The organism is Microbulbifer sp. ABH2_005 (assembly GCF_056160005.1).
Genome location: NZ_JBSWWI010000001.1, coordinates 2,309,959 through 2,335,646 on the forward strand (window position 1 = coordinate 2,309,959; position 25,688 = coordinate 2,335,646).

Below are 25,688 nucleotides of genomic sequence, written 5' to 3' on the forward strand. Positions count from 1 at the left end.
TTACTCTTCTTCGGAGCCGCCGCCGATTTCGATCACCTTGCGACCACGGTAAAAACCGTCTTTGGTCACGTGGTGACGACGGTGTTTTTCACCGGTAGTGGGGTCTACGGAGAGAGTTGCACCGGCGCCCAGAGCGTCGTGTGAACGACGCATACCGCGACGGGAACGAGTCTTCTTGTTTTGTTGAACAGCCATTGCTAGCTCCTAAAATAAACAAATTTCGCTGGAACCGGGGCGCCTACCGGCGAGCCCAAACTCCCCGGAAAAATCTAGGATTTCCCCGAAGAACCCTTCAACTGCTCCAGCACTTTAAAGGGGTTTTCCCGTTGCTCACCCGCTTCAGACTCCTTCTCACCGACATGGAAACTGTCCTTAGAGACACATTCCGCATCGTGATAAGCCACCATCGGCAGATTAAGCAAAATTTCATCTTCCAGGATCTGGTGTAGGTTTAGCTCATCGCCATCCTGAATAACCGGATCCAGGTCTTTGGGGAGGGCCTTGCCCTGCTCTTCAGACCAAACGATACCCCAGCAAAATTGCGCTTCGAGCTGCTCGCGCACGGGGTGTAGGCAACGTTGGCATAGTAAATCCACCGTGCACGACACCTTGCCACTAACAGTGAGGTGATTTTGCAGGTCGCGACCAAACTGAATATCAGCCACAACCTCCCCTTCCACAGACTCTACAGCCTCACGGAGGCGCCCCAGTGATTCCAGAGGCAAAATACCTTCCAGATACTGTTCGCGCTGCACCAATTTTCGAGCGTCAACGCTCTTTGGCAATACTGATTTAGAGGGGGCTATCGACATAAGCGCGCAATTCTATGGACTCACCCTACCCTTGTCAAAACAATTCAGTCACTGCAGTATCGCTCGGTCACAAACATTGACCAAACAACCATGGAACTGCCCAAATAATGGCCTCTCCACTGATACTAGCCTCCAGCTCCCCCTATCGAAGAGCGTTACTACAACAGCTCAACCTGCCCTTTCGCCACGCGGCACCTCATATAAATGAAGAAGCCAGACCAGGGGAAGGTGCAGGCGCGCTAGCCTTGCGACTCGCACAGGAAAAAGCCCAGGCCTTGGTAAAAGATCACCCCAAAGCCCTAATCATCGGCTCAGACCAGGTGGCAGAATATGAAGGCGGGATTCTAGGCAAGCCCGGCAACCGCACCAAAGCTATTGCCCAGCTACAAGCCTGCTCTGGCAACAAAGTCATATTTCACACCGGCCTGTCACTCTTAGACAGCGAAAGCGGCCGCCAAGCAAGCACTGTGGAAACTTTCACGGTGTATTTCCGCCCGCTCAGCCTGGCGCAGATTGAAAGATATGTGGAGCTAGAAGAGCCCTACGATTGTGCCGGATCTTTTAAAGTCGAGGGCCTCGGCATCGCCTTATTTGAAAAACTCGACGGCACAGACATCAACACCCTTGTGGGCCTCCCCCTTATCCGCTTGGTAGACCTACTCGGTGAATTTGGCATAGACCCCCTACAACCAGCTCCCGAATCAACGCCTAAGGAGTGAGAGGGGCCCAACCCAGTAAGCCGGCAAATTCGTCGATAATCGCCTGGGGACGATACTCCTGCAGGCGAGTCGGGCAATGAGCCCCGTAACTAACGCCGATTGAAGGCATACCCATTGCCGCCGCCATCGCTAAATCATAAGTAGTATCGCCGACCATCACCGCCTCACGAACCTCGCATCTGGTTTCGACCAGTAGCTCACTGAGCATGCGCGGATCGGGCTTGGAAGCAGTTTCATCCGCGCAGCGGCTCGCCACAAACAAATGCCCCAGACCATGCTCCTCAAACTCCCGGTTGAGACCGCGACGACTTTTCCCTGTAGCAACCGCCAGCTTGTGCCCCCGAGAGAGCAATTTATCTAGGGTATCCAACACTCCTTCAAATAAGGGCACAGGCTCCACCCGCGCAGCCATCCACTCCTCCGAATAGAATTGCCTCAGCGCTTGTCGATCCCCATCGGGAGCCTCTGGAAAAAGGGTGGCCGCCGCCTCCGGCAAACCCAACCCAATAATATTGCTCACCGCATCAGGGGTAAGCGCAGGCAAGCCAACCCGCTCAGCTGCACGCAGCATACAGGCCACAATCCGCGCCTCAGAATTACAAACAGTGCCATCCCAATCGAGGATCACCAGCATTGCTTACCGCCCTACTCTTCCCGCAACTTATTCAATAACGCCTGCATTTCAGTGGGCAGGGGCGCTTCGACACTCACAGCGGTACCGTCTGGCAGGGTACAGCGCACAGAAGCAGAATGCAGGAAAAGACGCTTTAGCCCACGCTCGCGAAAAGCGCGGTTATCCTCGTCACTGGTGTATTTGCTATCGCCCGCCAAGGGGCAGCCGACAAACTGAGCATGCACGCGAATCTGGTGGGTGCGACCGGTTACCGGCTCTGCGGCCAGCAGTGTTGCCGCCTTGAAACGCTCCAGCACCTGGAAGCGCGTCTCGGATGCTTTGCCATCCTGGTGCACCGAAACCATCCGCTCGCCACTCTTGAGGGTGTTCTTGCGCAGAGGAGCCTCAACAACCTTTCTGCCCCGGGGCCACTTACCCACTGCCAGCGCCAAATAAGACTTCCCTATTCGACCACCTCTCAGCTCCGACTGCACATGCTGCAAAACGTTGCGCTTGCGGGCCACCATAATTGCACCGCTCGTATCCCGATCGAGGCGATGCACCAGTTCAATAAATGGGCTCTGCGGATACATCTGCCTGAGCACTTCAATCAAGCCAAGACGGACTCCACTGCCACCGTGAACGGCAAGTCCCGCAGGCTTATTGATCACAAGTAGGCCATTGTCATCATAAAGAATGGAATCTCGCACCAACTGGCGCAGCTGCTCTCCCGCAAGGGGGGCAGGAGCCTGCTCCGCGGCACGAATTGGCGGCACACGCACCACATCGCCCGCTGCCAGCTTGTATTCCGCCTTGACCCGTCCTTTATTTACTCTTACCTCGCCCTTACGCAGAATTCGGTAGACGCGTGAACGGGGCACACCTTTTAGGCGTGCCTGCAGAAAATTATCAATCCTCTGACCAGCCAGCTCTTCGGGCACAGTTAAAAGCTGCACGCCACCAGAGGGGTTCCAGGTATCAGAGGGGGTGTCGGCCGCAGCCGTTTTAAGGGGAGGTGTACTTCGCATGACGCGCATCATAGCGCCGCTTAGGGGACAATTGAAGCACCTCCCTGCCCGTGCTATATTCGGCCGGTCTGAATTCGGCTGGTTTTCGGCCATTGGCGGCTTCCCACATGAAGAAATAGCCATGGCTTCAGAGAAAATACCGCTGTTCGGCCAGTGCGCGGGCATACCCGCGTTATTGATAAAAACTGAGCTGATGAGCGCTTCCCAAAACGAGAATCTCAAGGGGGCCTCACCGGCACAACAGCCCACAGTTAAGTGGGTAACAATCGCGAAGGTAAGACGGGCCGCGACCCGCAGCGCTTGAAAGGACGACTCAAAATTTGCGTCCCGCTCTGCAGATAATGCCAGCGACCGAACTGGCAACCAGGCTAAAACTGCTTCCAATGACCTGGTCAACAAAATATAGAAGAAAGGTACCGGCCAAAAGCCGAGCTGCAGAGCCAGTAATAATGACGCAAACCTTGCCGCCCAGCTTGAAATAGACCGAAGGGTGGCGCCCAATCCGGCCATGGAAACCCACGGCCCCGGTACAGGGCAGTACTAAACATAAGGTACTAAAGGAAGAAAGGTACTAATAAGTACCAACGGATAGCACCACAGCAGCGTGTATCCGGAGTTTTTGCAGTGAAAATATTGGGCGAACGCTCGTCTCGAAAAGCCGCGTAGACTGAATTTGCGGAACAGACAGCCTCTCTCGTTTCTCTGCCCCGCCACTAGGTCCTCTCCTCTTGGCGGCCAACAAGCAAGCCTGCAACTAGCGGTGTCAAACCTTTGCGCAACGCAAGGAAATCGACACGCATGAAGAGAATGCTGATCAACGCAACCCAGCCTGAGGAGTTGCGTGTAGCCCTGGTAGATGGCCAGTGGCTCTATGACTTGGATATTGAAAATCGCACCCGCCAGCAGAAAAAAGCCAACATCTACAAAGGTAAAATTACCCGCGTAGAACCCTCGCTCGAAGCCGCATTTGTCGACTATGGCGAAGAGCGCCACGGCTTCCTTCCCCTGAAAGAAATCTCCCGCGAATACTTCCTCAAGCAGCCCAAGGACATCGAAGGCCGCATCAAGATTAAAGATGTCGTTAAAGAGGGAATGGAGGTTGTCGTTCAGGTCGATAAGGAAGAGCGCGGCAACAAAGGCGCGGCCCTGACTACCTTTATCAGCCTCGCCGGGCGCTACTTGGTACTGATGCCAAACAACCCCCGCGCCGGAGGCATCTCTCGCCGTATTGAAGGTGACGAGCGATCCGAGCTACGCGATGCCCTGGCAAGCGTAGAAGTCCCCTCTGGCATGGGCATTATCGTGCGCACCGCCGGTGTTGGTCGCAGCGGCGAAGAGCTGCAATGGGATCTCAACTATCTCCTGCAACTGTGGAGCCTAATTAAAGAATCAGCAGACAAGAATAGCGCACCCGAATTCCTCTTCCAGGAAAGCAATGTAATCATTCGAGCAATTCGCGATTACATGCGCGATGATATTGGCGAAGTCATTGTTGATGATGCGGATGCCTTCAAGCTAGTAAAGGGCTTTGCCGAGCAGGTCATGCCCCACTACGCCCACAAGGTAAAGTTCTACGAAGACAGCATTCCGCTCTTCAACCGCTACCAAATTGAAAGCCAGATCGAGACCGCGTTTGAACGCGAAGTTAAACTTCCCTCCGGTGGCTCCATCGTTATCGATGTTACCGAAGCGCTAGTCTCTATCGACATCAACTCCTCCCGCGCCACCAAAGGCGGCGACATTGAGGAGACCGCGCGCAGTATCAACCTGGAAGCCGCCGACGAGATCGCTCGCCAGCTGCGCCTGCGCGATATGGGCGGCCTGGTAGTGATCGACTTTATCGACATGCAGAGCAAATCCAACCAGCGCGAAGTTGAGAAGCGCATGGAAAAAGCCCTCAGCATGGACCGTGCACGTGTACAGGTTGGCCGTATCTCCCGTTTCGGCCTGCTGGAAATGTCCCGCCAGCGCCTGCGTCCATCTCTCGGCGAAACCACTTTCCGCGTCTGCCCACGCTGTAGCGGCCAAGGTACCATTCGCGGCACCAAATCCCTGGCCCTCTCAATCCTGCGCCTGGTGGAAGAAGAAGCCAAGAAAGAGCGCAGCGCAGAGATTCGCGCAATTACCCCGGTGAATGTCGCCACCTACCTTCTCAACGAGAAGCGCAAGGCTATTTCCCAGATTGAAGCGCGCAACAATACCCGTGTAGTGGTTGTACCCAACGCGGAGATTGAAACCCCCCACTTTGAAGTACAGCGCCTGCGCGATGACGATACCTCTACCCTCGAAACCTCCTATAAAATTTCTGGAAGCGTTGAGGAAACCGTCACCAAGAAAGAAGAGCAGCCCAAGCGCCCACTGGCCCAACCGACTGTTCAACCGCTCGCACACACTGCACCGGCCCCCACTCCCGAAAAGAAACCGGAGCCAGGCCTGTTTAGCCGTCTGATTAGTGCTATTGCGGAGCTTTTCACCAGCAAGGAAGAAGAGCCCAAAAAGCATCAAAAGTCGCAAAACCGCGGCAAAGATTACCAACGCAATCGCAACCGTAATCGCAACCAGCGCGGTGGCAACCGAGGAAACCGCGGTGAGCGCCAGACCCGCCGCAGAGACGATCGCCGCGAAGACGCCAAGAGCGAAGACCAGCGCGAGCCCAAACAGACCGCAAAGCCGTATGATGAGCGCGACAGTGGAGCAGATCGAGGCGAGGGGCAGCGTCGTCGCCGTCGTCGTCGCAGCGGGGACAATCGCCGCAAGGACGAAAACCGCGGTAACATCTCCGACAACAGCACCAATGAAAATGCTACTCAAGTAGAAGAGAGCACTGATCAGCAGCGCCCGTCGCGCCGCCCCAGCAATGTTCGCGGCCGCCCGCAAGCTCGTCGCCGTGGCCGTCGTGCAGAAAATACTGCCGCCACAGCCGTAGCCCAAAGTCAGGAAGAGCTGAATCGCGAAGTCAATGAAGCCATTGACGAAGCTGAAAGCGAAGCCAGAAAATCCCGGGATACCACGGCCAAAAGCTCCAGCGACACTTCTAGCTCCAGCAACACATCTGCAAGCGAGGCGCCAAGAACCAAAACCGAGCACAGTGAACAGAAGGCACCCGAGCCCGCTCAGGCTTCCAAACCCAAGCCCGCAGAGAAAGCGCCTGCGCAAGCGCCCGTAGCGTCAGAAGCAACTGAAGCGACCAGGGTAAAAGCGGAGCCGGCCACTGCCCCAGCAGAGACCCAGCAAGCGGTAACACCTGCTGCAACCAGGGAAGCCCCCCAGGCAACCGCAAAGGCCACTCAGGAAGCTGCTAGCACCAAAACAACGGCAAGCTCTAAAACCGCGGAAGCCATTGTGGAGCAGCAGGACACTGAGGAGACTGCCCTGCAGGAAGCCAGCGAGGCCGCAAAAGCAGCTGAAAAGCAAAGTGATGCTATTGCCAGAGAAGAGATCATGGCCGAAGAAGCTATAGCTTCCGAGGAAATCAATGCTCCGGCAACCCAGGGGCGCGCAGGCAATGACCCGCGCATCAACCCCAAACCATTACTTGAGCTGGCTATCGTTACCGAGCACCGCGAGATGGGCTCCCAGCAACCGCTGGATACCGCTCAACCAGCGGCCATTGAGCACAGCCCACGCGCCCTGGCACGCCCAGCCAACGACCCGCGCATGGCCCGCCGGGTATCGCAAGCACAAGCTGATACTGACCACAACTCAGCAGAAGCTGGCTAAACAGCGCCAATCAAAGCCCCCGGCAGCTTAGCTGCCGGGGGCTTTTTAATGCCTAAAGAATTCACCTAGATTGATCAATAAATCACCTAACTTATTGAACTTATTAAAAAATTTCACAAAGACAGTTGTATGTAGCACGAAGCTATGTATAATGCGCAGCACAATTTGGTGGGGTGGCTGAGTGGTCGAAAGCGGCGGTCTTGAAAACCGTTGACTGTAACAGGTCCCAGGGTTCGAATCCCTGCCCCACCGCCATATAAAGCCTTGTAAATTATAGACTTGCAAGCACCGAAGGGCGGTACCAAAATTTTTGGTACCGCCCTTTTTCGTTTGGGCCTCAACGAAGTCTCAGCGCAAAAAAATCTCTTACTGCCAAGATGGTGGAAGCACACATGCATACAGCACCCCACTTCCCAACCGATTTGTTGGTGAAAAAAGTTAGCTGTATATGTACACAACAAGAAGAAACAGAAAGCCATTAAAGGCAGTGTTTGTTATATGCCGCCTGACACATCATGAAGCAGGGCTGAGGGTGGATTTTTACCGAGTCCAGGTGGAGCTCACCTAGAGTCAACCTACACAGCCTTATACGCCTATGTCGCCCTTCTTGGTGCTACCTATCTAAAAATTATGCACTCCATAAATAGTGATGCCCGAGATTGCTATGAGCAGAAAGGAGTACAGTGCAACCCCAGAAGCGGCAGCTGCATCCCGAGAATCATTTGATGAATGACAAAATCAAAGACTTCAATATCGCTCATGGTGAGAAGCTCAAAGGGCTTTCCAAAGAAGAGCAAGCAAGAGCTAGGCTAAAGAGACTGGCTCAACAAATGAGAGCAGAGAAAGACAAGATCAAAGAACCTGAAGGCTTGGCGTCTGGCAAAAGTGACAAAGATGGAATCATGATCATCGACCTTGATGAGGATCATAATGATGAGCGATAAGCCGCTAAGCGACAAAGAAAAACAGTTCACTGTTCTACCTAATGAAGCAGACCCCAAGAGTTTGTACACAAAGGCGAAGAAAGCAATCTCCAAAACACTAGCTGAATCAAAGAGAACAAAAGGTTCAAGGTAGCAGCCTGGTAGATACACAGGCTAAACCGAAACACGTCAATTCTAGCCTTGAAGGTGCCCCGGCCATTCACCACCTCTATAGTCCACCAGTATTCTGAAGCCAAGAAACATAACCAAATGACTAGAGAACTTACGAAAGAAGAATATTCGCTTGCAAAGTGGCTGCTTGAGAATGGCAATGAAGATGCTTCTGGCTATATTGCCCAACTGGAGCAGGCTGAAGCTACTGACTGGAAGTGTGAATGTGGCTGTGCGAGTTTCAATTTTAAAGTAAAAGGCATGCCCATCGCCGGACCAGAGGTGCATATCTTGAGTGATTATCTATTCGGGGGTGAAGCCGCGTTAGCTGGAGTATTTATCTTCTCTAGTCAAGGGGTGCTTAGTGGCCTTGAAGTTTACGGGCTATCCGTCGACGCACCAGCGGTGTTACCTACACCGTCTGAGCTACGCCTAAGATAACTAATCCAGATGCTTAACAAGGCTATTTGGAGGAGTGGGAAGCCACAAGCAGCCACTTAAATTTTCACGCAATCGCGAAGGCCCCATACGCTACCTGCTCACGATGCCCTTTCAAAAATTTCTGCCATTCAGGGGCAGTATAAGATTCCACATCTAACCAAACTTGTACATATTCAGCACCCAAAAAGATTGGGCTTCTATCGTGGCCAGCCGCTGCAACCTCAGGTGCCGGCTCATCAGTAATTAAAGTGCATGAGTAGTAGCCAACCTCCCCACCAACAGATTCCCAGTAATCCCAGAGGATGGGTGCCCACATGATTTCTCTACCCAATGGAGTAAATTGAACCTGAGTCTTCCGCCCTTTATGATCCACCCACTCAAAGAAGCTGCTAAAAGGCAAAATACCATGCTGGCGCCCTATTAAAGGCCGCCAAGTCTTTGCATCCAGCAATCTATCCAACCGGGCGTTATAGAGGCTATAGCGGGTCGATAGATCCACTGTAGAATTTGCAGACTGCAAGGAGTAGCGCAAAGGACGCAACCAGTTTTGCGCCCCATCACCAGTGATACCCGGCGCAAAATACCGTGGATATACTCTCTCACCCACCCCTGCCAAGCGAAATTGGCTCACCCGGGGCTGTCCCTTCAAACCAAGAACCTGCTGAGCCTCTGCCCTGCCAGCAGAAACCTCCCACTTCTGGTCCAAGCGGAACTGCTGCCAAGCAAGAGCATCTCTCTTGTATTCAATGGGAAGTAATGACATGGATTTATCATTAGGGACCGTAAAGGAGTAACACATAAGAGCTCTCCATTCATCGTGGCGAAGCCATGCTCAAGGGGCTCAATTGGGCTAGCTGGCCACCACATGGGATATCTGTTATCTGAAGGAAGAAGAAATATAACCTAACCCCGATTGTAATAGTCATTGCGTCCAATATATTGCCATATGCATTAGCTCGTATAATGCCGCGCCAAAGAACCTGACAAAGATAAATCATAAATGGATACTAGTCATACCATCTGTCTCACGACTGCTTTTCCCAATGCCACATTGAGCTGTGACAAATATTAATCAACAGAAAAAACATTTACTGTACAACGATCCCCGCCTTGTTGATCAACACCTTCATACAATGGCTTGGCTTCCATTGCTTTAAGGAAAACGCATTATGAAAATAGCAATTATTAACTCTGGAACTGGCTTGATTGGGCCAGCTAGACAATGCTTACTGCACTTATACCTGCCTCCCTCCTGAAATTTTAGCTTCCAGGAAGCACCCATTAACCATGCCATATAGCGCTTAGCAGAAAATCATTTACATGGAACGATTAACTAACTCTAGATATCACTTTAAAAATGCTAAGATGCCCCTCCCCAATACCCTTTTTCTTATATATTGAGCCATGGATAATTGTTTACTCTTTGACAATGATGGAACATTAGTTGATAGCGAGTATCTTTGTAACATAGGCCTCGTGCTAATGTTCAGGCGCTATGGGATAGCGTTGGATGCTGATGAATTAGTGATCCGTTTCAGAGGATGGAAACTCTCAAGCCTACTATCTATTTTAGAAAAGGAAAATGGACTCGATCTGCCAGGAGATTTTGTACAAGAGTATCGAACTATAGTATCAGGCCTATTTAACAAAGAACTTAGACCTGTTGAAGGGGTAATTGAGGCTCTAGAAGCACTAGATGCCCCAAAAGCAGTGGTATCTAGCGGACCAATAGAAAAAATAAAGCATACTTTAGGCCTATGTGGTTTATCCAAATACTTTGGAGACAATTTATATAGCTCTTACGAGGTAGGTATTTGGAAGCCAGATCCAGGTATATATCTGCATGCAGCCAAAGGGATGGGTTATTCGGTAGAAAACTGCATCGTTATTGATGATGGTCCCGTGGGCGTTAAAGCTGGTATAGATGCAGGAATGAAAACCTTCTTCTTTAATAGATTTGAAGAGCAGTGCAACATTGAAGGTGTTGTGAGCTTCACTACAATGGACGAGCTGCCTGAATTAGTAGGAAATACAAGAGATTAACAACACCAACAGAATTAGCCCTAGCTGTTTTGCTATTCTCCTTTAAGATAATTAATCACCCGATCGATCTCCGTCTTGTTTTCTTCAATAAGTCTATCTGAAAGAACCTTAAGCTTGTCGATTGATTTATAATCAAAAGGGCCAACGAATGGGTCTATCAGTTGAATGTTCAGGTAGTCATAGCTCACCCGTGATGATGCTAAAGATTTTGCTATCTCTAGAGAAAATATTTGTTGATAATCCATAGATCTTGTCATACTAAATATGGCATCTTGAAACCAGCGCAATTTCCCCCAACTTTTCAAACTCCTATAATTAAAATCCATAGTCTGCACCGGATGAATACCAGACCCAAGGATCAACACATAATAGTTTTTATCAGGAAACTCATTGATAACATCATGCAATATAATGCTAGCTGGATCGTTAGCTGTGATTGCCGCATCTGCAAAATACCGATGGCTTAAAGCACCATCCGCAGTTACAAAATCTACCGGGGTGAAATAAGCTTCTGCGCTGGACGCTGCTAGAACCAATTGATACAGGGTATTTGTTGGTAGCTTACCTGCCTCATCTCCACGGTTCTTAAATAGGTGCAAATGGCCATTATGTATATCCAGAGAAGGAATGATTACATAATTGTTCAAACTAGTGAAGTTCATCTGAGTGGAGTAATTTTTCTTTAACACTTTACACAGGTGACTTCCCTTAAATTTAGGGGAAAGATAACCATTGACCGTTAAAATATTGTGATACCAAGGTGCAGAGAAAATGTACTCACTTTCGTTTTCATAAATACTGATTAGTTTTTCATTTTTTGAGAGAGTTTTCCCCGAGTCTAAGCGGTTAAACTCCGCATCCGGTATATTTAAACTAGTTGCAATAATTGCACCCGTCGACACCCCACTAAACACATCGAAAAATTCCTCGATGGGCCTGCCAAGCTGCTCTTCAATATAACGCATCAGATAGAGAGGAATAAGGCCGCGAACACCGCCACCTTCGATAATCAAGATATTAATTGTTTCTTTCTTTTTAAGGTCCGCATTACTCTTTATTAGCTCGCTCGCAATTGGCTGCGATTCAAATTTTATACCTTGGATAAACTGATGGTTATAGAAATACACCAGCAGGCCCAAAGATATTAAAACAATGGCCGTAATATACCTGACCTTCATTACAGCACCTCAAACCTTTCCATATATTATAAGAACATTGATCATGCTTATTGTTTACTTTTATCGACATGTAAATTTGACCGGCAATCCACAACCACAAACCACCTGCTCTTTACCGTTTATGATAATTTGAGCTAGCAATCGCACTGAAACTCTATGACTCAGGCTTTTCGGTAATAATAGGTGCTCTATCAATGAACTTTGCAGATTGCTTGATTCTGGCTTATGGCATTCCTAAAGCCAGCAATACCAATATGCAAATGTGATATGAGTAAAGGTGAATTTATAATAGGATGTATTGACGACTCAAATCAAATATGACTATTGATATGGTCAATTATGTAAAAAAGTGCGCTTCAATCCCTACAACAGGCTTCAAATATGAGATACTTCGCGCCTATAAAATCAAAGCCTCTATCGTAGCAGGAAGGGTATATGAGCAGATTTGCGATCGGTCTGGCGGCTATCTTATTAGCCGGGTGTAGCGCTACGACGAGCATTACACAAAAAAGCGCTAGCGAAGTTCGCCAGGCAGTGGCAATACAGAATACCGCCGATGATAGTGCAACTGAATATAGCGGCCCCCCAATGCAGGGGACCACAGACGGTTCCGCTTACAATTTGTACTACTATAAATTGCGTGCCCTTGCCCCCAGTGATGGTACCTCCCCTCAGTACCTTTTACAGATTGATATCACTTACCGGGAAAACTGGCGCAACTATGAAAAGGCGATCTTAGGTAGTGGGAGCCAACTTGAATTCTCCCAACTGAATAGAAAAACACTCAACTGCGCTTCAACGAATAGTTGCATGCTTGAAGAGACGTTAGAGGTAGCATTGAGCGAGGATCAAATTACCGACGCCCTCAAGCGCCGAGATAAACTGAGAGTAAAACTGTACGCAAAATCAGGGCATCGCTCAGTTATTGATGTTCCCAGCTCATATCTAATGGGTTTTTACTCTGCTGTTGTCAATAGACAAGGCTAGGGAACGGGAGGCCGCAGTAGCGCATTCGCGGCCTCTGTTTTAAGACTAGAAAAATTAGCTCTTACCAGATTTTTATAGACCTCCAACAGTTTTAGCCAACCCTTCTTCTACAGTTACCGGTGGTTCCCAGCCCAGCAATAGCTTGGTTTTCTCGATATCCACTTGCAAGGAGCCACACAAACGATCAGCTATGGCCCTTTTTCCCAATAGGGTGAGAGTGATTGTCAAAACAGATTCCGGCACAGGTACTAGTCGGGCATGACAACCCAGAGCGCTGGCGATCCGCACCAGTAAATCTGTGATGGACATATCTAAGTCATCGGACACAAGGAAGATTTGGTTTCTGGCCTTTGGATGAGTAATACAAATTGCAATCAAATCGATCAGGTTATAGACAGAGACCAAGCTGCGACGATTCTTTATCGAGCCCAAGGGTAGCGGGACACCTTTCTGAAGCCATCTTATCATGGATTGAAAGTTGGCCTTCACCCCCGGTCCATACACCAATGGTGGGCGGATAATGACTACTTCCAAACCTGTTTCCTCAGCCAAAGCCAACAGCGCATCCTCAGCTTCTTTTTTAGAAATGGCATAGGGATCGGCCGGATGTGGGGCTTCCTCAGCAGTAAATGGCGCCCTACCGGTGGTAGACTCCCCATTCACCTTAATAGAGCTCAGGAAGATAAATCTTTTCACTCCAGATAAGGCAGCCTGACGAGCCAGCTGGAGGGTGCCTTCCAAGTTAACCTTACGAAATTCTGCCAGGGGATCAGCAGCACTTTCATGCATTACGTGAACTCGCGCAGCTGCATGAATGACTACGTCAATATTGTGCAGAGCAGAACTCCAATCAGTCTCCGCATCTATTTGCGGTATCTGAAGCCCTCCCTCAATCGCTTGACGATACACGGGCAGTACATTAAAGCCTTTATCTCGTAGGGCCGGCAGGAGCGCTCTACCTACAAAGCCACTGGCACCAGTCAACAATACACGTTCTTCCACAAATTTCGCTCATTTCAAGTCCTACTGGTGAAACAGTCTACAGATAGCAAAGCAGTGAGTCACTGCTAGAGAAGTTGATTGCCAGCAAGAACAAGAACGGGAGCCCTTGATAAGCCATCCCAGGTTAAAACCAACATGCACGGCCGAGTTCACAACTGGTTGAACTACCCAAAAAGTTGGAGCTATATTCGATCCCTTCAGAGAGGCTCAATCCTTATAATTTTTCCCGAGTTCGCAATACCGGCGCCGATCCCTCTCAGCATTCTTTACTCTTGCTCTAACATTCTCCAGTGCTCGTTCATGGGGCTCTGCGGTTTCCGAAGTGCCCCACTTAACTTCCCAGTCTTCTCGAGCTTCCAAGCAAGCCTTAGCTTGACGGTACTGCCATTGCGCCTCGGCACAGGAGTTTAAATTCTGTGGTGCCTTGCGATCACAAATACGGTGGTACCTTTTACGGGCCAAGTTCGGTTTGAAATCGATTTCGGTGACGGCGTCGAAATGACGTATAGGTGGCGTTTTTACTCTTTGGGAGGTTGAAACATCTTTGGCAATGGTCCTAAAAATCACAATCCCAAGAAGCTCACTCGATGCGTAGTGGCTATGAGGTGTAGCTGCAATCATTTTAAATGGCGAACAACTCTCAGTTAAATGAAGCTGCTTTATGTTTCCATTACCCGATTGCCAATAATAACCACTAGAAGAATTCTCAAGCTGGACACCTAAAGAACTGCAAGAGAACCCTAAAGTTAAAAAAAACAATAAATTTTTTAAACTAATTAATACCCCCCTGCTCCCTTTGTTATCACTAACAGGCATATAGAACCCCAGATAAATTGCAATTCCTGGATTCATATTTACAAGCCTTTAAAAGGCTTGGAAACTTAAGCGGTTATCGAGAAAACCACAAATAAACCGAAAATTAGTATAATGTCCTAACTCTAAGGTCCCAACAGTTCTCGATCAGTATCCAGACATCGCTTAAAGGTGCTTTTGCAGCTCTTTTTGGTTTAAAACGGGTGTAATCCAGATTTCGGCACCTAAAACAGAGAAAAATTTTTCATTGTAAGCCATCAGATGATCCTGTCGCTTTTCCTCCAGGATAAAAATGGCTCCACGTTTACCATCTTCAAGAAAGAAATAAGAGGATTTCGGCTCTGCAGAGGCAATAAAGTCATTAAATACTCTCGACATAGACTTGTCGGCAACAGCATTGTTTCCACTCTTAACGGGAATCAGTATTTTCATTAAAAGACGCATCTGACATCCTTTCAACTCTGATTGGGGTTATGAGCCCCAACCATAGCCAATGCCCAGCTATTTAAGGAGCATGAGATGACTATTCCCACTCTTAGATACATGACTGATAAGTAGATTACCTATGCCTTTACAGTGCTTTGACTTTTGTCATCCTGATCTGAGGGTTTTTCTACCCAGCGGATCCATTTGAGATCCACCACCATGACGGTATAAAGCACCGGCACCAGTAGTAAGGTGCCACAAGTCGCCAAGATCAACCCTCCTATCTGGGCAAAGCACAGGGGTTGCCAAAGCGGGCCTCCATGGAAGGCGAGAGGTATCAGGGCACAGGTAGTAGCCGCAATAGTAATTAGTATTGGCCTTAGTCGTAAAATTCCCGCATCTAATAGCGCCTCTCTAAATGGATCGCCAGCGGCATGGCGTACTTCGATAAAGTCAAACAGGACAATAATATGGCTAACAATTACCCCTACCAAGCTGACAATACCCAGAAAGGCCATAAAACCAAACGGTTGGCGGGTGATATATAACGCAGCCAAGGCACCGACCATCCCAAGCGGTACCGTAGCAAATACCACTAGTGGCTTTAAAAGATTACTGAATTGGAATACCAGGGCCAGAAAAATTGCACCGGAAGAAACACCAAGGATCATGAGCAGCTGTGAAAAGCCATGTTTGGAATTTGCCGCATCTCCAGAAGCCTGTAGCTGATACCCACTCGGCAATGTTTTCTGTAATGCTTCCAGCTCTTGTTTAACATCTCCCATAATATCCGAGGATATAAATCCACTATAGGGATAGGCGAATACTGAAATGGTTCGAAATTTTTCTAGCCGCCGAATCCTTTCAGTTCTAAAGTCGACCCCGGTTGTTGCAACCTGTTCCAGCGGCACTCTAACCTCACTATCAGAGGCAAATACATAGAGGTTATTGATATCCTGCAAGCGCCCTCGCTGATCTATTCGCAGACGAGCAACAATGGGTATTTCCTTATCCCCCTGGCGTAACGTAGCAACCTCATTACCATTAATTGCTGTTGATGAAGAAAGAGCGATATCTGAATTGGTAACCCCAGACATCGCTGCACGATCTTCCAAAACATTCATATTCAGAGTCAAACTCTCATCCCCCCAGTCCTGGCGCACAGTGCGCGCATAGGGAGACTGCTGTACAATATCCCTTACCTTTTCTGCAATCTCCCGCAGAATAACAATATCCCTCTTTTCCTCTTCGGACCCAGTTGTTACCCGTCCGGACACCCGAATCTCAAATGGATAATCCACCGGCGTTGTTTGCAGTTGACGTACATCCAGATAGGCACCCGGAATCTTTTCACTAAGCGCCTTCTGGAGTATCGGCACTAATTCTGGGGTTAAATCTTTATTGCTAAGCCGAATTATTATCTGCCCGTAATTGGCCTGCTGAGGTCGCGGATTTACAGTGTACCAAAAGCGAGGAGCCCCTCCTCCAACAGTAGTACTGAGAGCTTGCAAGATAGATTCATCAAGATCTTTACTGCTCGCCCCTTGATATTCTGCAATGGTCTCCCGTATTACCTGCTCCGCTTGCCGGGCTATATTATCTGTAGCATCAATACTCGCATCATTTTGCAGCCAGATATCCACATAGGAGAGATATTGAACATCATCGGGGAAAAAAGCATTTTTCAGCTGGGTTTTTAATGCAAACCCGGCTATCAAAACGATTAAGAACCCTAACAAAACAAGCTTCCGATTATCTATTGCCCAATTGGCGGTGCGATAATAGAAGCCGGTAAGTCCATGTTTTCTTCTTTCTGCCAAACTGGGCTCGGCATGCTTTGGCGGACGCAAAATGAGATTGCCAATAAAGGGGAGAAAGGTCATGGATACGATACGTGAAGCGATCAGGGCGCTTGCCATAACAACCGGTAGGCTATGCAAAAAATCCCCTTGATTACCGGTTAATAGTAAGAAAGGCAGGTAAGCCACTACGTTAGTGAGGGTTGCAAAGAATATCGCCTTGGCCAGTAACGTTGGCCCGAGCCAAGCAGCGATAAAGGATGGTTTACCCGCGGCCATTTGTCGTTTAATGGCATCCCCGGCAACGACAGGGTCATCCACCAGTAGTCCCAAAGCAATGATCAGTGCTGCAATAGAAACCTGCTGGATTTCCACCCCCATAAACTGGATAAAACCAAACGTCATCGCCAGAGTAATCGGTATGGAAATCATTAACAGCACAGCAGAGCGCCAATCTGAAAAACCGATGAAGGCGACAATCACGACGAGAATAATGGCTTCAACCAAGGCCTCAATAAAAAGCCCGACACTTTCTTTTACCTGTCGAGGTTGATCAGAGACACGCTCAATGATTAGATCCGGCGGTAAGTCAGCTCTGACCTTATCCAGTAATTGAGTGAGTACCTTGCCCAGTTCACCAATCTGTTCTCCGGTACGCATTTGCACCGACAAATTAACACTGCGATGACGATGCCAGGTTCCATCATGCTTTGACCTGCTGATGTAATAATTCAATAATTGCGGCGGTGACTCATAACCCATTGAAACATCCAATACACCCCGTAGGTAAACCGGAGTACCCTCCTGGCTCAGGGCTATGGGCACATCCCCTATTTCCTCGTAGTTGGTGAAATCTCCGCTGGGAAATATTGCAACGTCCATATCCTCCACGGTTAGAGTACCGCCAGGGATAGTCGTATTGCGCGCGTTGAGTATCGGCGCGATCATATCCGGGCGCAGACCGTATGAGGCAAGCCGCTCCTGAGAGTAAATCAAGTCGACTTGCTGGTGCAGTACCCCTGAGCGCAGCACCCGCTTGACCTGGGGCAGAGTACGGATATTGGCAGCAATGAGATCGGAGAAATCATCCAGCTGTCGATAGCTATATTTTGCCCCGGCCACCGCATCCAGTCTCTCACGTGTTTGTGCTAAATCCCGTACGATAAACGGATTCCAGGCATCTGGGAAAAACTTCTGTGCGCTGAGCCGTTCATTCAGGAATCGCTTTTCCGCGAGCATTAACTCTTCATCGCTCTTATCCGTTGTAAAGTCCACACCGATATAACCCGGTCCAGAAAGGATTTTAAAAGCGATGCCGTAGCCCTCATCTTTCAGCCAACGGGAAAATACCCGAAACGCTGCCATGGCATTGGCCCCATACACTGAAAGTGGCAGGGCTACCATAATACTCACGCGCTGTTCCAATCCTTGGCGCTTATACTCTGCGCGAACTTCCGATATGGCCTCGCGAATATTCTCGGCCCTGAGACTAATCTCCGTCGCATCGGCCCGAGGGCTCGCCACCGCCAAAAGCACCGCTGCGGTATCCCCAAACTCGCTATTAAATAGCGTGGCTTCTGCCCCAGATGGCAACGTACTTTGCGCATCTATCAGCTTTAAATTAATGTCATTAAAAGCTTTAGTGACATCGGTATGAGGCGCCAACTGGGTTTGTACTATTGAGACCCCATTAAGAGTGAGTGATTTTATGGCGAAAGAGCGGGCATCAGGCTGGTATAAGTATTCACTCTGGGCAATGGCATTCTCTATACGGCGCGTTACCAACTCCTCTACCTTAATGGCACTCTGCCCGGGCCATTTGGTCGTTGCCGTTGCTATACGAACGGGAATATCTGGGTCCTTACTTTTTGGCATTACCAGGTAGGCAATCAAGCCCCAAAACATAACGCCAACCAACAACGCCCAGGATATAGAGGCATTATCAACAAAAAAACGCGCGGTATTAAAGCGGTGCTCGCTCTCCGCTTCCAGGATTTCCTCTCTGGTTTTTTCGTCCTTAACCGCCATTGTTATTCCCTTAAAGCACTAGGGCACCACCCTCACCATTTGACCATCCTGTAACTGTGCCGTGCCGTTAGAGACCACCCGCTCTCCAACCTCCAGCCCACGCAGGATAACGATACTGTTCCCAAGCACCGCTCCCGGAACCACTCTTCGCAGTTTTGCCCGCAAAACATCTTTATCCACTTCCAAAACAAAAACCGCAAAGCCACCCTCTTCATTGGTGGGGGTCACAAGGCAAGACAAAGGGATAACTACACGATTAGGAGGCTCTTGTGTTTTATCCAGCACAAGGCTCATTATCATGCCCGTTTTCAGCAGGGCATCGGGATTGGGCACCGTCACCGTTATAGCAAAAACCCTGGTGCGCTCCTCAGCTTTAGGTGAAACCTCTGTAACCTGCCCCGTAAAAATCTTTCCCGTTAAAGATTCTGTATGCATGGATAAAACACTGCCCAACTTGGCATAGCGCAAGACCACATCGGGTACATTAAAGACCACCTTTACGCGGGTGGTGTCGGCAACGACAAAACCCACAGTATCCCGATGTACCAGGGTCCCAACCTCTATATTGCGCTGGAGTATGACCCCGGTGAGGGGGGAGCGAAGCACCGTGTCATTGAGGTCCTCTTTGGCGTTATCGAGCCGTGCTTTCGAACCCACCACTGCAGCCTGTGAAACCTCGTACTCTTCCCTGGCTGCATCGTAATCTGGTGCGGTAATACTTGCGGTGGCGAACAGGGCTGAGGCACGCTTGTAATCCAAATCCGCTTTGCGCCTTGCGGCCTCTGCTTTACTCACATTCGCCGCGGCTTCCACTACTTTATCTCGGTATTGCTCGTCATTGACTATTGCCAGAGGCTCTCCCTGTATCACCCGGTCCCCGCCCTGCAGTATGCGGGTTTCCCCCAGGACCCTGCGGGTTGGGATTTCATCGATATAACCCTCTGTGCGAAAAGCCACATTGACCTGGGTATAGGGATTAACCACTGCAGAGTAGGGAAAACCCTCAATGCCCGTTTCAGTGCGCACGACAGTGGTCTGAACAGGCACCGGTTGCTTTGCCGGCGGCTCGCCGTGACAAGCAGCAAGTAAGAGTAGAAGCAGCAGCCATGGGGTGGAACGTAGCACCGCTACACCTCCCCAACCGCTTTTTCATATTCGGCCAGCGCCCCCCAAACAGATAGCACCGCTTTGTTGTAATCGCTGTTGGCGCGCTCAAGCTGGGTTTCTGTTTCCAGGACATTGGTCAGAAGCGTTGTCTGTTCGCGATAGCGGTTAATCATCACCCGCAGCTTTTCCCGATAGGCCGCCTGTAGTTCTCGGGCAACGCCCACCGACTCTTGTGAGGTACGCAGTTTGCGCAAACTATCGCGCACCTCAATTTCGATTTGATTGCGCACTTCGCCCATTTTCACTTCTGCCCCGGCGATCTTACTCGCGCGACTCGCCAGCTCATCGCGTTTACGCCCCCAGTCAAAAAACTCCCAACGGAAATCCAATGCAACGAATGCCTCTGCATCGGGAATCAGATTGACGTTATAGAGTTTGATATAGCTGAAGTGGATATCCACATCGGGTATGTATTCTGATTTTTTGACGTCGTAACTGTACTCCGCTTTTTCTATGGCCAGTTGCGACTCAATGAAGTCGGCGCGCTGATCAAAGGCCAGCAGCAGGGATTCATCGGTGTCATAGACGACTTGATGGGGAAGTGGAAGATGCTCAACGTTAAATGGCGTTTCCACATCGCGCCCCATTAAAGCATTCAGTCGCTCTTTGGCAGTGATCATTTCATCAACCAGGCGCTGGCGCTCCAGCTGACGCTGGGCTAGTCGGGCGCGTACATCCAGCAACTCGTATTCCAGAGCTACCTGCTGATCGACATAATTGCGCACCAGATCGCTCAGTGAGCTCAAAAAGAGAATGGATTCATCAATGGCCTGTAAATCGCCAAGGATCCTGCCCACCTCGAAATACTGTAGCTTCACCAGGTAGGCAACATCCTGCTGGGTCCAACGCACTTTTTGCACCGCCATCTCGGTGGTGACATAACCTTCACAAATTTCCAGAGCAATGGTGTAAAGCCTGGTTAATGGTTGGCGCGCACTAAAGGAAACAATCTTAGTCGTTCCCTCCTCCGTGGTGATCTCCACATTTTCTGGCGGTATTGGACCGATTTCAGAATCGGGAACGAGGCTACCCTCAGGGAAGGTGTAGCTCTGGGTAGTGAGATTGCGATTGATGGCGGCATCCAGTTCAAGCCGGGGATAGCGGCGGGTCTTCAAAGCCTCAACTGAATCGCCTGCCTCATCGACTTCCAGTGCGGCACCTTGCACCCGCAGGTTTGCTCGAATCGCCGTCTGCACAGCTTCATTGAGTGGAAGCACGGGCTCGGGGACAGAGCTCCAGGCAGCGCCGATAAAGACCCATATTGCGAACCCGCCCTTGAACAACGATCACCCCTTCCTGGCAGCAGCACACACCCGCTCAATATGCAATTATTCAAGTAAGTATATGTGCTTAGTGAACACGTCTAAGTGCATACGCCTATCCCCACGCCATCCGATACATCACTCTTAATATTTCTATTTTTCATATCGGCTTTATACCTTCCCCGGATGGACCATCGCTTTATGAACTCCCCTACCCCATTAAAAACCCAGGGACGCCACTATGAAGTTTCACCTGCCCTTTTCCATTGGCTAGGCTAATAACTGGCGGCAATCAAAACCGTTTGTTGTTAGCTCCTGAGCAGTTTTATGGCGGCGAAGTTCCTCCCGGTAATTGTGATTCTGATTTGCCTGATCGCCGTGGCCGGGGCGCTCAGCCTGCTGCACTATTTCAACCTGGATGAACAACTGATCGAACTCTTCCAGTGGCTCAATGACCGGGGCTGGCAAACCAGCCTGCTGTTCGTTCTGATCGTTGCTCTGGCAATCGTGCTGTTGCTGCCGGGCATTATTTTTACTATGGGAGCAGGGTTTGTTTTCGGTGTTGTAAAAGGGACATTACTCGTGCTGGCAGGGACGGTTCTCGGCGCTACCCTGGCCTTTCTAATCGCCCGCTATCTACTCGGAGAAAAACCATCACGCTGGATTATGTCCCATATCAAACCCGCCACCGTGGGCGAAGTAATAAGGCGTGAGGGCTGGCAGATGATTATGCTGACCCGCTTGGTGCCGCTGTTCCCTTTCAAACTTTCCAATTACTTCTTTGGACTGACACCGGTGCGGCTGAGGGACTTTGTATTAGGCAATGCCCTGGGGGTTATTCCCATCACACTAAACAATGTGTATGTGGGCTCCATCGCCGCAGATCTCACCTCCCTGGGCGAGGTGGAAGAACGCACTACGGTGCAATGGGCGCTATATATCATGGGCTTTGTACTCGCCGTGCTGGCCTTGATCGGCCTGACCCGTATGGCGCGACGCGCCCTGAAGAAGATCGTGAAAGAAGAGGACCTCTAATGCCTTGGATGAAATGGCTACCCTGGCGTTTCTTTGTTCGCCGATTCGCCACCGCCCACGGTTTCCTCGACCCACTGACCCTGATGGCGCATCTGCAGCGCTTTGCAGAACCCTCTGAAGTGAGTGAGCCCATCGAACTCCTGCGTGCGGGGGCGGTGTTCCACGCCCGTGCGTTGATCAATAGCAAGGTGATCCAACACAATTTGGATTGGATTTGGCCCTACTGGATACAGCGCCAGTTTGACCCACGTGACAATTCGTTTATCCCCAGAGCCTTTTCAATAACCCACTGCAACCTCAGTCACCGCAATTGGACCGCTGTGGGGCTACCCGACTGCGAGGCATTGCCCGTAGTCGACCCCCGCGGAATGGTAACGCCGTACTACGACGGCTGGTCCATAGATGCCTGGGTGATTGGCGACGGTGGCGAAGAACTCACCCCAGCCTCTCTCACCTACTGTGAGCAGCATCAGGAACTGGCTGACAACCTCGCTGTAGTCACAGAGTCTGCCCGCAGAGGCCTAAAACTGCGAAATCATGTTGCGGTGACAGCACAGAGCGGCGTGCCCCACTGCAAAATAAAGCTCAAAGCCAGTTGCCGGGATGGCGGCTGGCTGCTGGTAGCCCTGCGCCCTTGCAACCCTGAAGGGGTCAGCTTTGTGCATAAAGCCCGGCTGAATGACGAGGGCAAGGGTTGGCTGATTGAGGACAAACAGGCGGTTTCATTCAGCCAGCCCATCGACAAACACTTAGCATCGAACTATCGCGGTGGAGATATTTACCTGCACCTGAAGGACTTGACCGGCCGAATGCAAGGCGAGTGCGATGTGGGAATGGCCACCGCGGCAGCGATGTTTCGTTTAGAGCGCCACAAGCCCCTAAAGCTTGAGGTCTCAATCCCCCTGGACTCCGAAACCCCAAAAGACACAAAAGCGAAAAGCTGGGAAGAAAGTTTAGCCGGTCACTGTGCGCTCAAGGTACCAGACAGAGATTTCCAGTTCCTCTACGACTCTGCCATTCGCACATTGATCCTGCACTCCCCCAAAGATGTCTACCCAGGCCCCTATACCTACAAGCGATTCTGGTTCCGTGATGCCGCATTTATGATCCAGTCACTGCTTTATGCGGGGTTAATAGATCGTGCAGAACGCGCTTTAGATCAGTTTCCTCAACGGCAGAAGCGGGACGGATTCTTTCACTCCCAGGACGGTGAGTGGGACTCCAACGGCGAGGCGCTTTGGATATTCAACTTGTATTGCCAGCTGGCCAACAGGCCCCTCAAGCAGTTCTGGTGTGACCCCATCCTCAGAGGTGCCAGATGGATCATCAACAAACGCCTACCCCAGGATGGCAGCCTTTGTGCCGGACTGCTTCCTGCGGGCTTTAGCGCTGAACACCTGGGCCCCAACGACTGTTACTACTGGGATGACTTCTGGGGAGTGGCCGGGTTACACGCCGCGGCCGAGATTTGCACCAGAGAGGGCATCGACGACAGTGCCCATCGGTTCAACACCGCAGCCAACGATTTCCAGCGCACCATCGATGAGAGCCTTAACGGCGCTCAAGAGCGTCTCGGACGCGCCGCCATGCCCGCCTCTCCCAACCGGCGCCTGGATGCTGGAGCTATTGGATCGGTGGTGGCCGGCTACCCGCTGCAGCTCTACTCACCGGATAATCCCCGGCTGACCGATCTGGCCGACTTTTTGATCGACAACTGCTTTGTCAGCGGCGGCTTTTTTCAGGACATGATCCACTCAGGTATCAATGCCTATCTCACTTTGCATATCGCCCAGGTCTTACTGCGCGCCGGGGACCGGCGCTGCCTGGAATTGATGCGCAATGTCGCCAAGTTGGCCTCTCCCACAGGCCAGTGGCCGGAAGCCATTCATCCCCACTCTCTGGGTGGCTGTATGGGGGATGGACAGCATGCCTGGGCGGCTGCGGAGTGGGTCGCCATGCAGCGCAATTGCTTTGTGCGGGAGGAACAGGACGCCTTGATTCTGGTCTCAGGATTACCACCGGAGTGGCTCAAGGATACCTCCGCCAAGGAACCCATTTGCTTCGGCCCGGCACCGACCCGCTTTGGCGTGATTTCCTTGGAAATCACGCCCGGAATTCAGCCGAAGGTATCCTGGACGGCAGACTGGTATGGAAAGCCGCCTGCCATAGCCGTCAACCCCATCGGCTTTCCACCCACACTGGTTGGCGAGGGGCTAGAGTCTGTGGAGTTAAAACCCCTGTGAATATCGTCATGCTGACCAATACCTATCTGCCCCACGTCGGTGGCGTGGCGCACTCGGTCGCCGCATTTAGTGAGGAATATCGCAGGCGGGGTCACAATGTGTTGATAGTGGCTCCGGAATTCCCAGAGAAAATCGCCGGGGAAAAGAATGTAGTCCGCATCCACGCAATCCAGAACTTCAACGGCAGTGACTTCTCGGTAGCACTGCCTTTCTCACCGGACTTGAGCGATCGGCTGGATCAATTTAAGCCAGATATTGTGCATGCGCACCACCCTTTCCTTCTGGGAATGACCGCCCTCAGGGTGGCGCGACAGCGGGAACTGCCTCTGGTCTTTACCCACCACACACTCTACGAACACTACACCCATTACGTGCCGGCAGACTCACAGGTGCTCAAGCGCTTTGTAGTTGAGCTCGCCACCCGCTATGCCAACCTCGCGAGCCTAGTACTGGCGCCCAGCCACAGTATTGTCAAATTGCTGCGCGAGCGCGGCGTGCAGACCCCTATCGCCGAGGTTCCTACCGGCGTTCAATTAGAGGATTACAACAACGGCGACGGCAGCAAGGTACGCCGCCGCCTGGGCATTCCCGAGTCCGCTTTTGTGGTGGGCCATCTGGGTCGCTTCGGGCAGGAGAAAAACCTGCGCTTTCTCTGCAACGCGGTAGCCCGGTTTATGCGTGATGAGGAAAACAGCCACTTCCTGTTTGCCGGCAGCGGACCTCTTGAGGAGGAACTGCAGGCAATCTTTGCCAGCCGCGGCCTGGCCCAACGGCTGCACATGCCCGGCGCGGTGCTCGGCGAAGCACGGCGGGACATGTACAACGCGATGGATACTTTTGTGTTCGCCTCCACCAGTGAAACCCAGGGACTGGTACTCTCCGAAGCGATGGCCGGAGGTGTGCCGGTTATCGCCCTGGATGCCAACGGCTCACGTGAGATGGTGCGCAACGGCAAAAATGGACTCCTGGTGACGGATGTCAATTTGGATGGCTTTATCGACGCCATTCGCTGGCTTTACCAGCTCCCCACAGAAAAGCGTCAAGCCCTCAATCGCGAGGCCCTGAACACCGCACGGGATTTTTCCATGCACAGCTGCGCGCAGCGGGCCCTGGATCTCTATCAACCGCTTCTGAAATACGGTTGGGCTATGGATGACTCTCTTTTTGCCCAGTGGATGCGTATGCGCAACCTTATCGGCGCCCAGTGGGAGATTATCGAGGGGCTGACCGGCGCCGCAGGCGCCGCATTTGGCCAGGCACCAGAGCCGTAATCACAGA

At 50.8% G+C, this 25,688-nt stretch carries 22 protein-coding genes and 1 tRNA gene; 11 read left to right on the top strand and 12 right to left on the bottom strand.

Features of this window, described 5'->3' with window-relative positions; translation table 11 throughout:
* Both rpmF and ACXAFI_RS10005 read right to left on the bottom strand, forming a co-directional pair.
* Complete coding sequence (rpmF, locus tag ACXAFI_RS10000) at positions 1-195, bottom strand: 50S ribosomal protein L32 (protein ID WP_020415201.1); 195 nt, start codon at positions 193-195, stop codon at positions 1-3.
* Between the two features lie 74 nt (positions 196-269).
* Entirely contained in the window at positions 270-812 is a 543-nt protein-coding gene (locus ACXAFI_RS10005) for a YceD family protein (protein ID WP_444921956.1), read from the bottom strand.
* A gap of 107 nt (positions 813-919) precedes the next feature.
* Between ACXAFI_RS10005 and ACXAFI_RS10010 the strand changes: the two genes are divergently transcribed.
* Entirely contained in the window at positions 920-1,531 is a 612-nt protein-coding gene (locus tag ACXAFI_RS10010) for a Maf family protein (protein ID WP_152453349.1), read from the top strand.
* Here ACXAFI_RS10010 and ACXAFI_RS10015 read toward each other — a convergent pair.
* Positions 1,521-2,165, bottom strand: a complete 645-nt coding sequence (locus ACXAFI_RS10015) for an HAD-IA family hydrolase (protein WP_475108676.1) — start codon at positions 2,163-2,165, stop codon at positions 1,521-1,523. The two genes, ACXAFI_RS10010 and ACXAFI_RS10015, sit on opposite strands and share 11 nt — an antisense overlap.
* An 11-nt stretch (positions 2,166-2,176) precedes the next feature.
* Entirely contained in the window at positions 2,177-3,172 is a 996-nt protein-coding gene (gene rluC, locus ACXAFI_RS10020) for a 23S rRNA pseudouridine(955/2504/2580) synthase RluC (protein ID WP_475108677.1), read from the bottom strand.
* On the opposite strand from rluC, the gene ACXAFI_RS10025 reads away from it, so the two are divergent.
* From ACXAFI_RS10025 to ACXAFI_RS10045, 5 genes are all read left to right on the top strand, one after another.
* Positions 3,171-3,476: a hypothetical protein gene (locus ACXAFI_RS10025; RefSeq protein ID WP_475108678.1), complete on the top strand. Its 306-nt coding sequence runs from the start codon at positions 3,171-3,173 to the stop codon at positions 3,474-3,476. The genes rluC and ACXAFI_RS10025 overlap by 2 nt on opposite strands.
* Before the next feature lie 494 nt (positions 3,477-3,970).
* Complete coding sequence (locus tag ACXAFI_RS10030) at positions 3,971-6,892, top strand: Rne/Rng family ribonuclease (protein ID WP_475108679.1); 2,922 nt, start codon at positions 3,971-3,973, stop codon at positions 6,890-6,892.
* Between the two features lie 167 nt (positions 6,893-7,059).
* Positions 7,060-7,147 (top strand) — tRNA-Ser (locus tag ACXAFI_RS10035).
* A gap of 470 nt (positions 7,148-7,617) precedes the next feature.
* The gene (locus tag ACXAFI_RS10040; RefSeq protein ID WP_475108680.1) at positions 7,618-7,836 is read left to right on the top strand and encodes a hypothetical protein; all 219 of its coding nucleotides are present in this window, start codon (positions 7,618-7,620) and stop codon (positions 7,834-7,836) included.
* 249 nt (positions 7,837-8,085) lie between these two features.
* Positions 8,086-8,427, top strand: a complete 342-nt coding sequence (locus tag ACXAFI_RS10045) for a hypothetical protein (protein WP_475108681.1) — start codon at positions 8,086-8,088, stop codon at positions 8,425-8,427.
* 64 nt (positions 8,428-8,491) lie between these two features.
* Here ACXAFI_RS10045 and ACXAFI_RS10050 read toward each other — a convergent pair whose 3' ends face one another.
* Positions 8,492-9,226: an SOS response-associated peptidase family protein gene (locus ACXAFI_RS10050; RefSeq protein ID WP_475108682.1), complete on the bottom strand. Its 735-nt coding sequence runs from the start codon at positions 9,224-9,226 to the stop codon at positions 8,492-8,494.
* 605 nt (positions 9,227-9,831) lie between these two features.
* Between ACXAFI_RS10050 and ACXAFI_RS10055 the strand changes: the two genes are divergently transcribed.
* The gene (locus ACXAFI_RS10055; RefSeq protein WP_475108683.1) at positions 9,832-10,470 is read left to right on the top strand and encodes an HAD-IA family hydrolase; all 639 of its coding nucleotides are present in this window, start codon (positions 9,832-9,834) and stop codon (positions 10,468-10,470) included.
* A gap of 32 nt (positions 10,471-10,502) precedes the next feature.
* Here ACXAFI_RS10055 and ACXAFI_RS10060 read toward each other — a convergent pair whose 3' ends face one another.
* Positions 10,503-11,648 (bottom strand): patatin-like phospholipase family protein, encoded by a 1,146-nt coding sequence (locus tag ACXAFI_RS10060; protein WP_475108684.1) that lies wholly within the window; start codon positions 11,646-11,648, stop codon positions 10,503-10,505.
* A gap of 435 nt (positions 11,649-12,083) precedes the next feature.
* Between ACXAFI_RS10060 and ACXAFI_RS10065 the strand changes: the two genes are divergently transcribed.
* Entirely contained in the window at positions 12,084-12,635 is a 552-nt protein-coding gene (locus ACXAFI_RS10065) for a hypothetical protein (protein ID WP_475108685.1), read from the top strand.
* A gap of 72 nt (positions 12,636-12,707) precedes the next feature.
* On the opposite strand, the gene ACXAFI_RS10070 is transcribed toward ACXAFI_RS10065, so the two are convergent.
* The 6 genes from ACXAFI_RS10070 to ACXAFI_RS10095 all read right to left on the bottom strand — a co-directional run bounded on the left by ACXAFI_RS10070 (position 12,708) and on the right by ACXAFI_RS10095 (position 21,153).
* A complete protein-coding gene (locus tag ACXAFI_RS10070; protein WP_475108686.1) occupies positions 12,708-13,637 on the bottom strand; it encodes a UDP-glucose 4-epimerase family protein in 930 nt (309 codons plus the stop codon).
* Positions 13,638-13,844: 207 nt separating this feature from the next.
* A complete protein-coding gene (locus tag ACXAFI_RS10075) occupies positions 13,845-14,489 on the bottom strand; it encodes a hypothetical protein (protein WP_475108687.1) in 645 nt (214 codons plus the stop codon).
* 126 nt (positions 14,490-14,615) lie between these two features.
* Positions 14,616-14,894, bottom strand: a complete 279-nt coding sequence (locus ACXAFI_RS10080) for a hypothetical protein (RefSeq protein ID WP_475108688.1) — start codon at positions 14,892-14,894, stop codon at positions 14,616-14,618.
* Positions 14,895-15,013: 119 nt separating this feature from the next.
* Positions 15,014-18,703: an efflux RND transporter permease subunit gene (locus tag ACXAFI_RS10085; RefSeq protein WP_475108689.1), complete on the bottom strand. Its 3,690-nt coding sequence runs from the start codon at positions 18,701-18,703 to the stop codon at positions 15,014-15,016.
* Between the two features lie 18 nt (positions 18,704-18,721).
* Entirely contained in the window at positions 18,722-19,828 is a 1,107-nt protein-coding gene (locus tag ACXAFI_RS10090; protein ID WP_475108690.1) for an efflux RND transporter periplasmic adaptor subunit, read from the bottom strand.
* Positions 19,829-19,830: 2 nt separating this feature from the next.
* The gene (locus ACXAFI_RS10095; RefSeq protein WP_475108691.1) at positions 19,831-21,153 is read right to left on the bottom strand and encodes a TolC family protein; all 1,323 of its coding nucleotides are present in this window, start codon (positions 21,151-21,153) and stop codon (positions 19,831-19,833) included.
* A gap of 306 nt (positions 21,154-21,459) precedes the next feature.
* On the opposite strand from ACXAFI_RS10095, the gene ACXAFI_RS10100 reads away from it, so the two are divergent.
* Genes ACXAFI_RS10100 through ACXAFI_RS10110 form a run of 3 tightly spaced genes read left to right on the top strand, consistent with a single transcriptional unit; the run spans position 21,460 to position 25,681 of the window.
* The gene (locus ACXAFI_RS10100) at positions 21,460-22,167 is read left to right on the top strand and encodes a TVP38/TMEM64 family protein (RefSeq protein ID WP_444921941.1); all 708 of its coding nucleotides are present in this window, start codon (positions 21,460-21,462) and stop codon (positions 22,165-22,167) included.
* Positions 22,167-24,410 carry a hypothetical protein gene (locus tag ACXAFI_RS10105; RefSeq protein WP_475108692.1) on the top strand — a complete coding sequence of 748 codons (2,244 nt, stop codon included), beginning with the start codon at positions 22,167-22,169 and terminating at the stop codon, positions 24,408-24,410. The genes ACXAFI_RS10100 and ACXAFI_RS10105 overlap by 1 nt, the downstream gene beginning before the upstream one ends.
* Positions 24,407-25,681: a glycosyltransferase gene (locus tag ACXAFI_RS10110; protein WP_475108693.1), complete on the top strand. Its 1,275-nt coding sequence runs from the start codon at positions 24,407-24,409 to the stop codon at positions 25,679-25,681. The genes ACXAFI_RS10105 and ACXAFI_RS10110 overlap by 4 nt, the downstream gene beginning before the upstream one ends.
* The last annotated feature ends 7 nt before the right edge of the window (positions 25,682-25,688 follow it).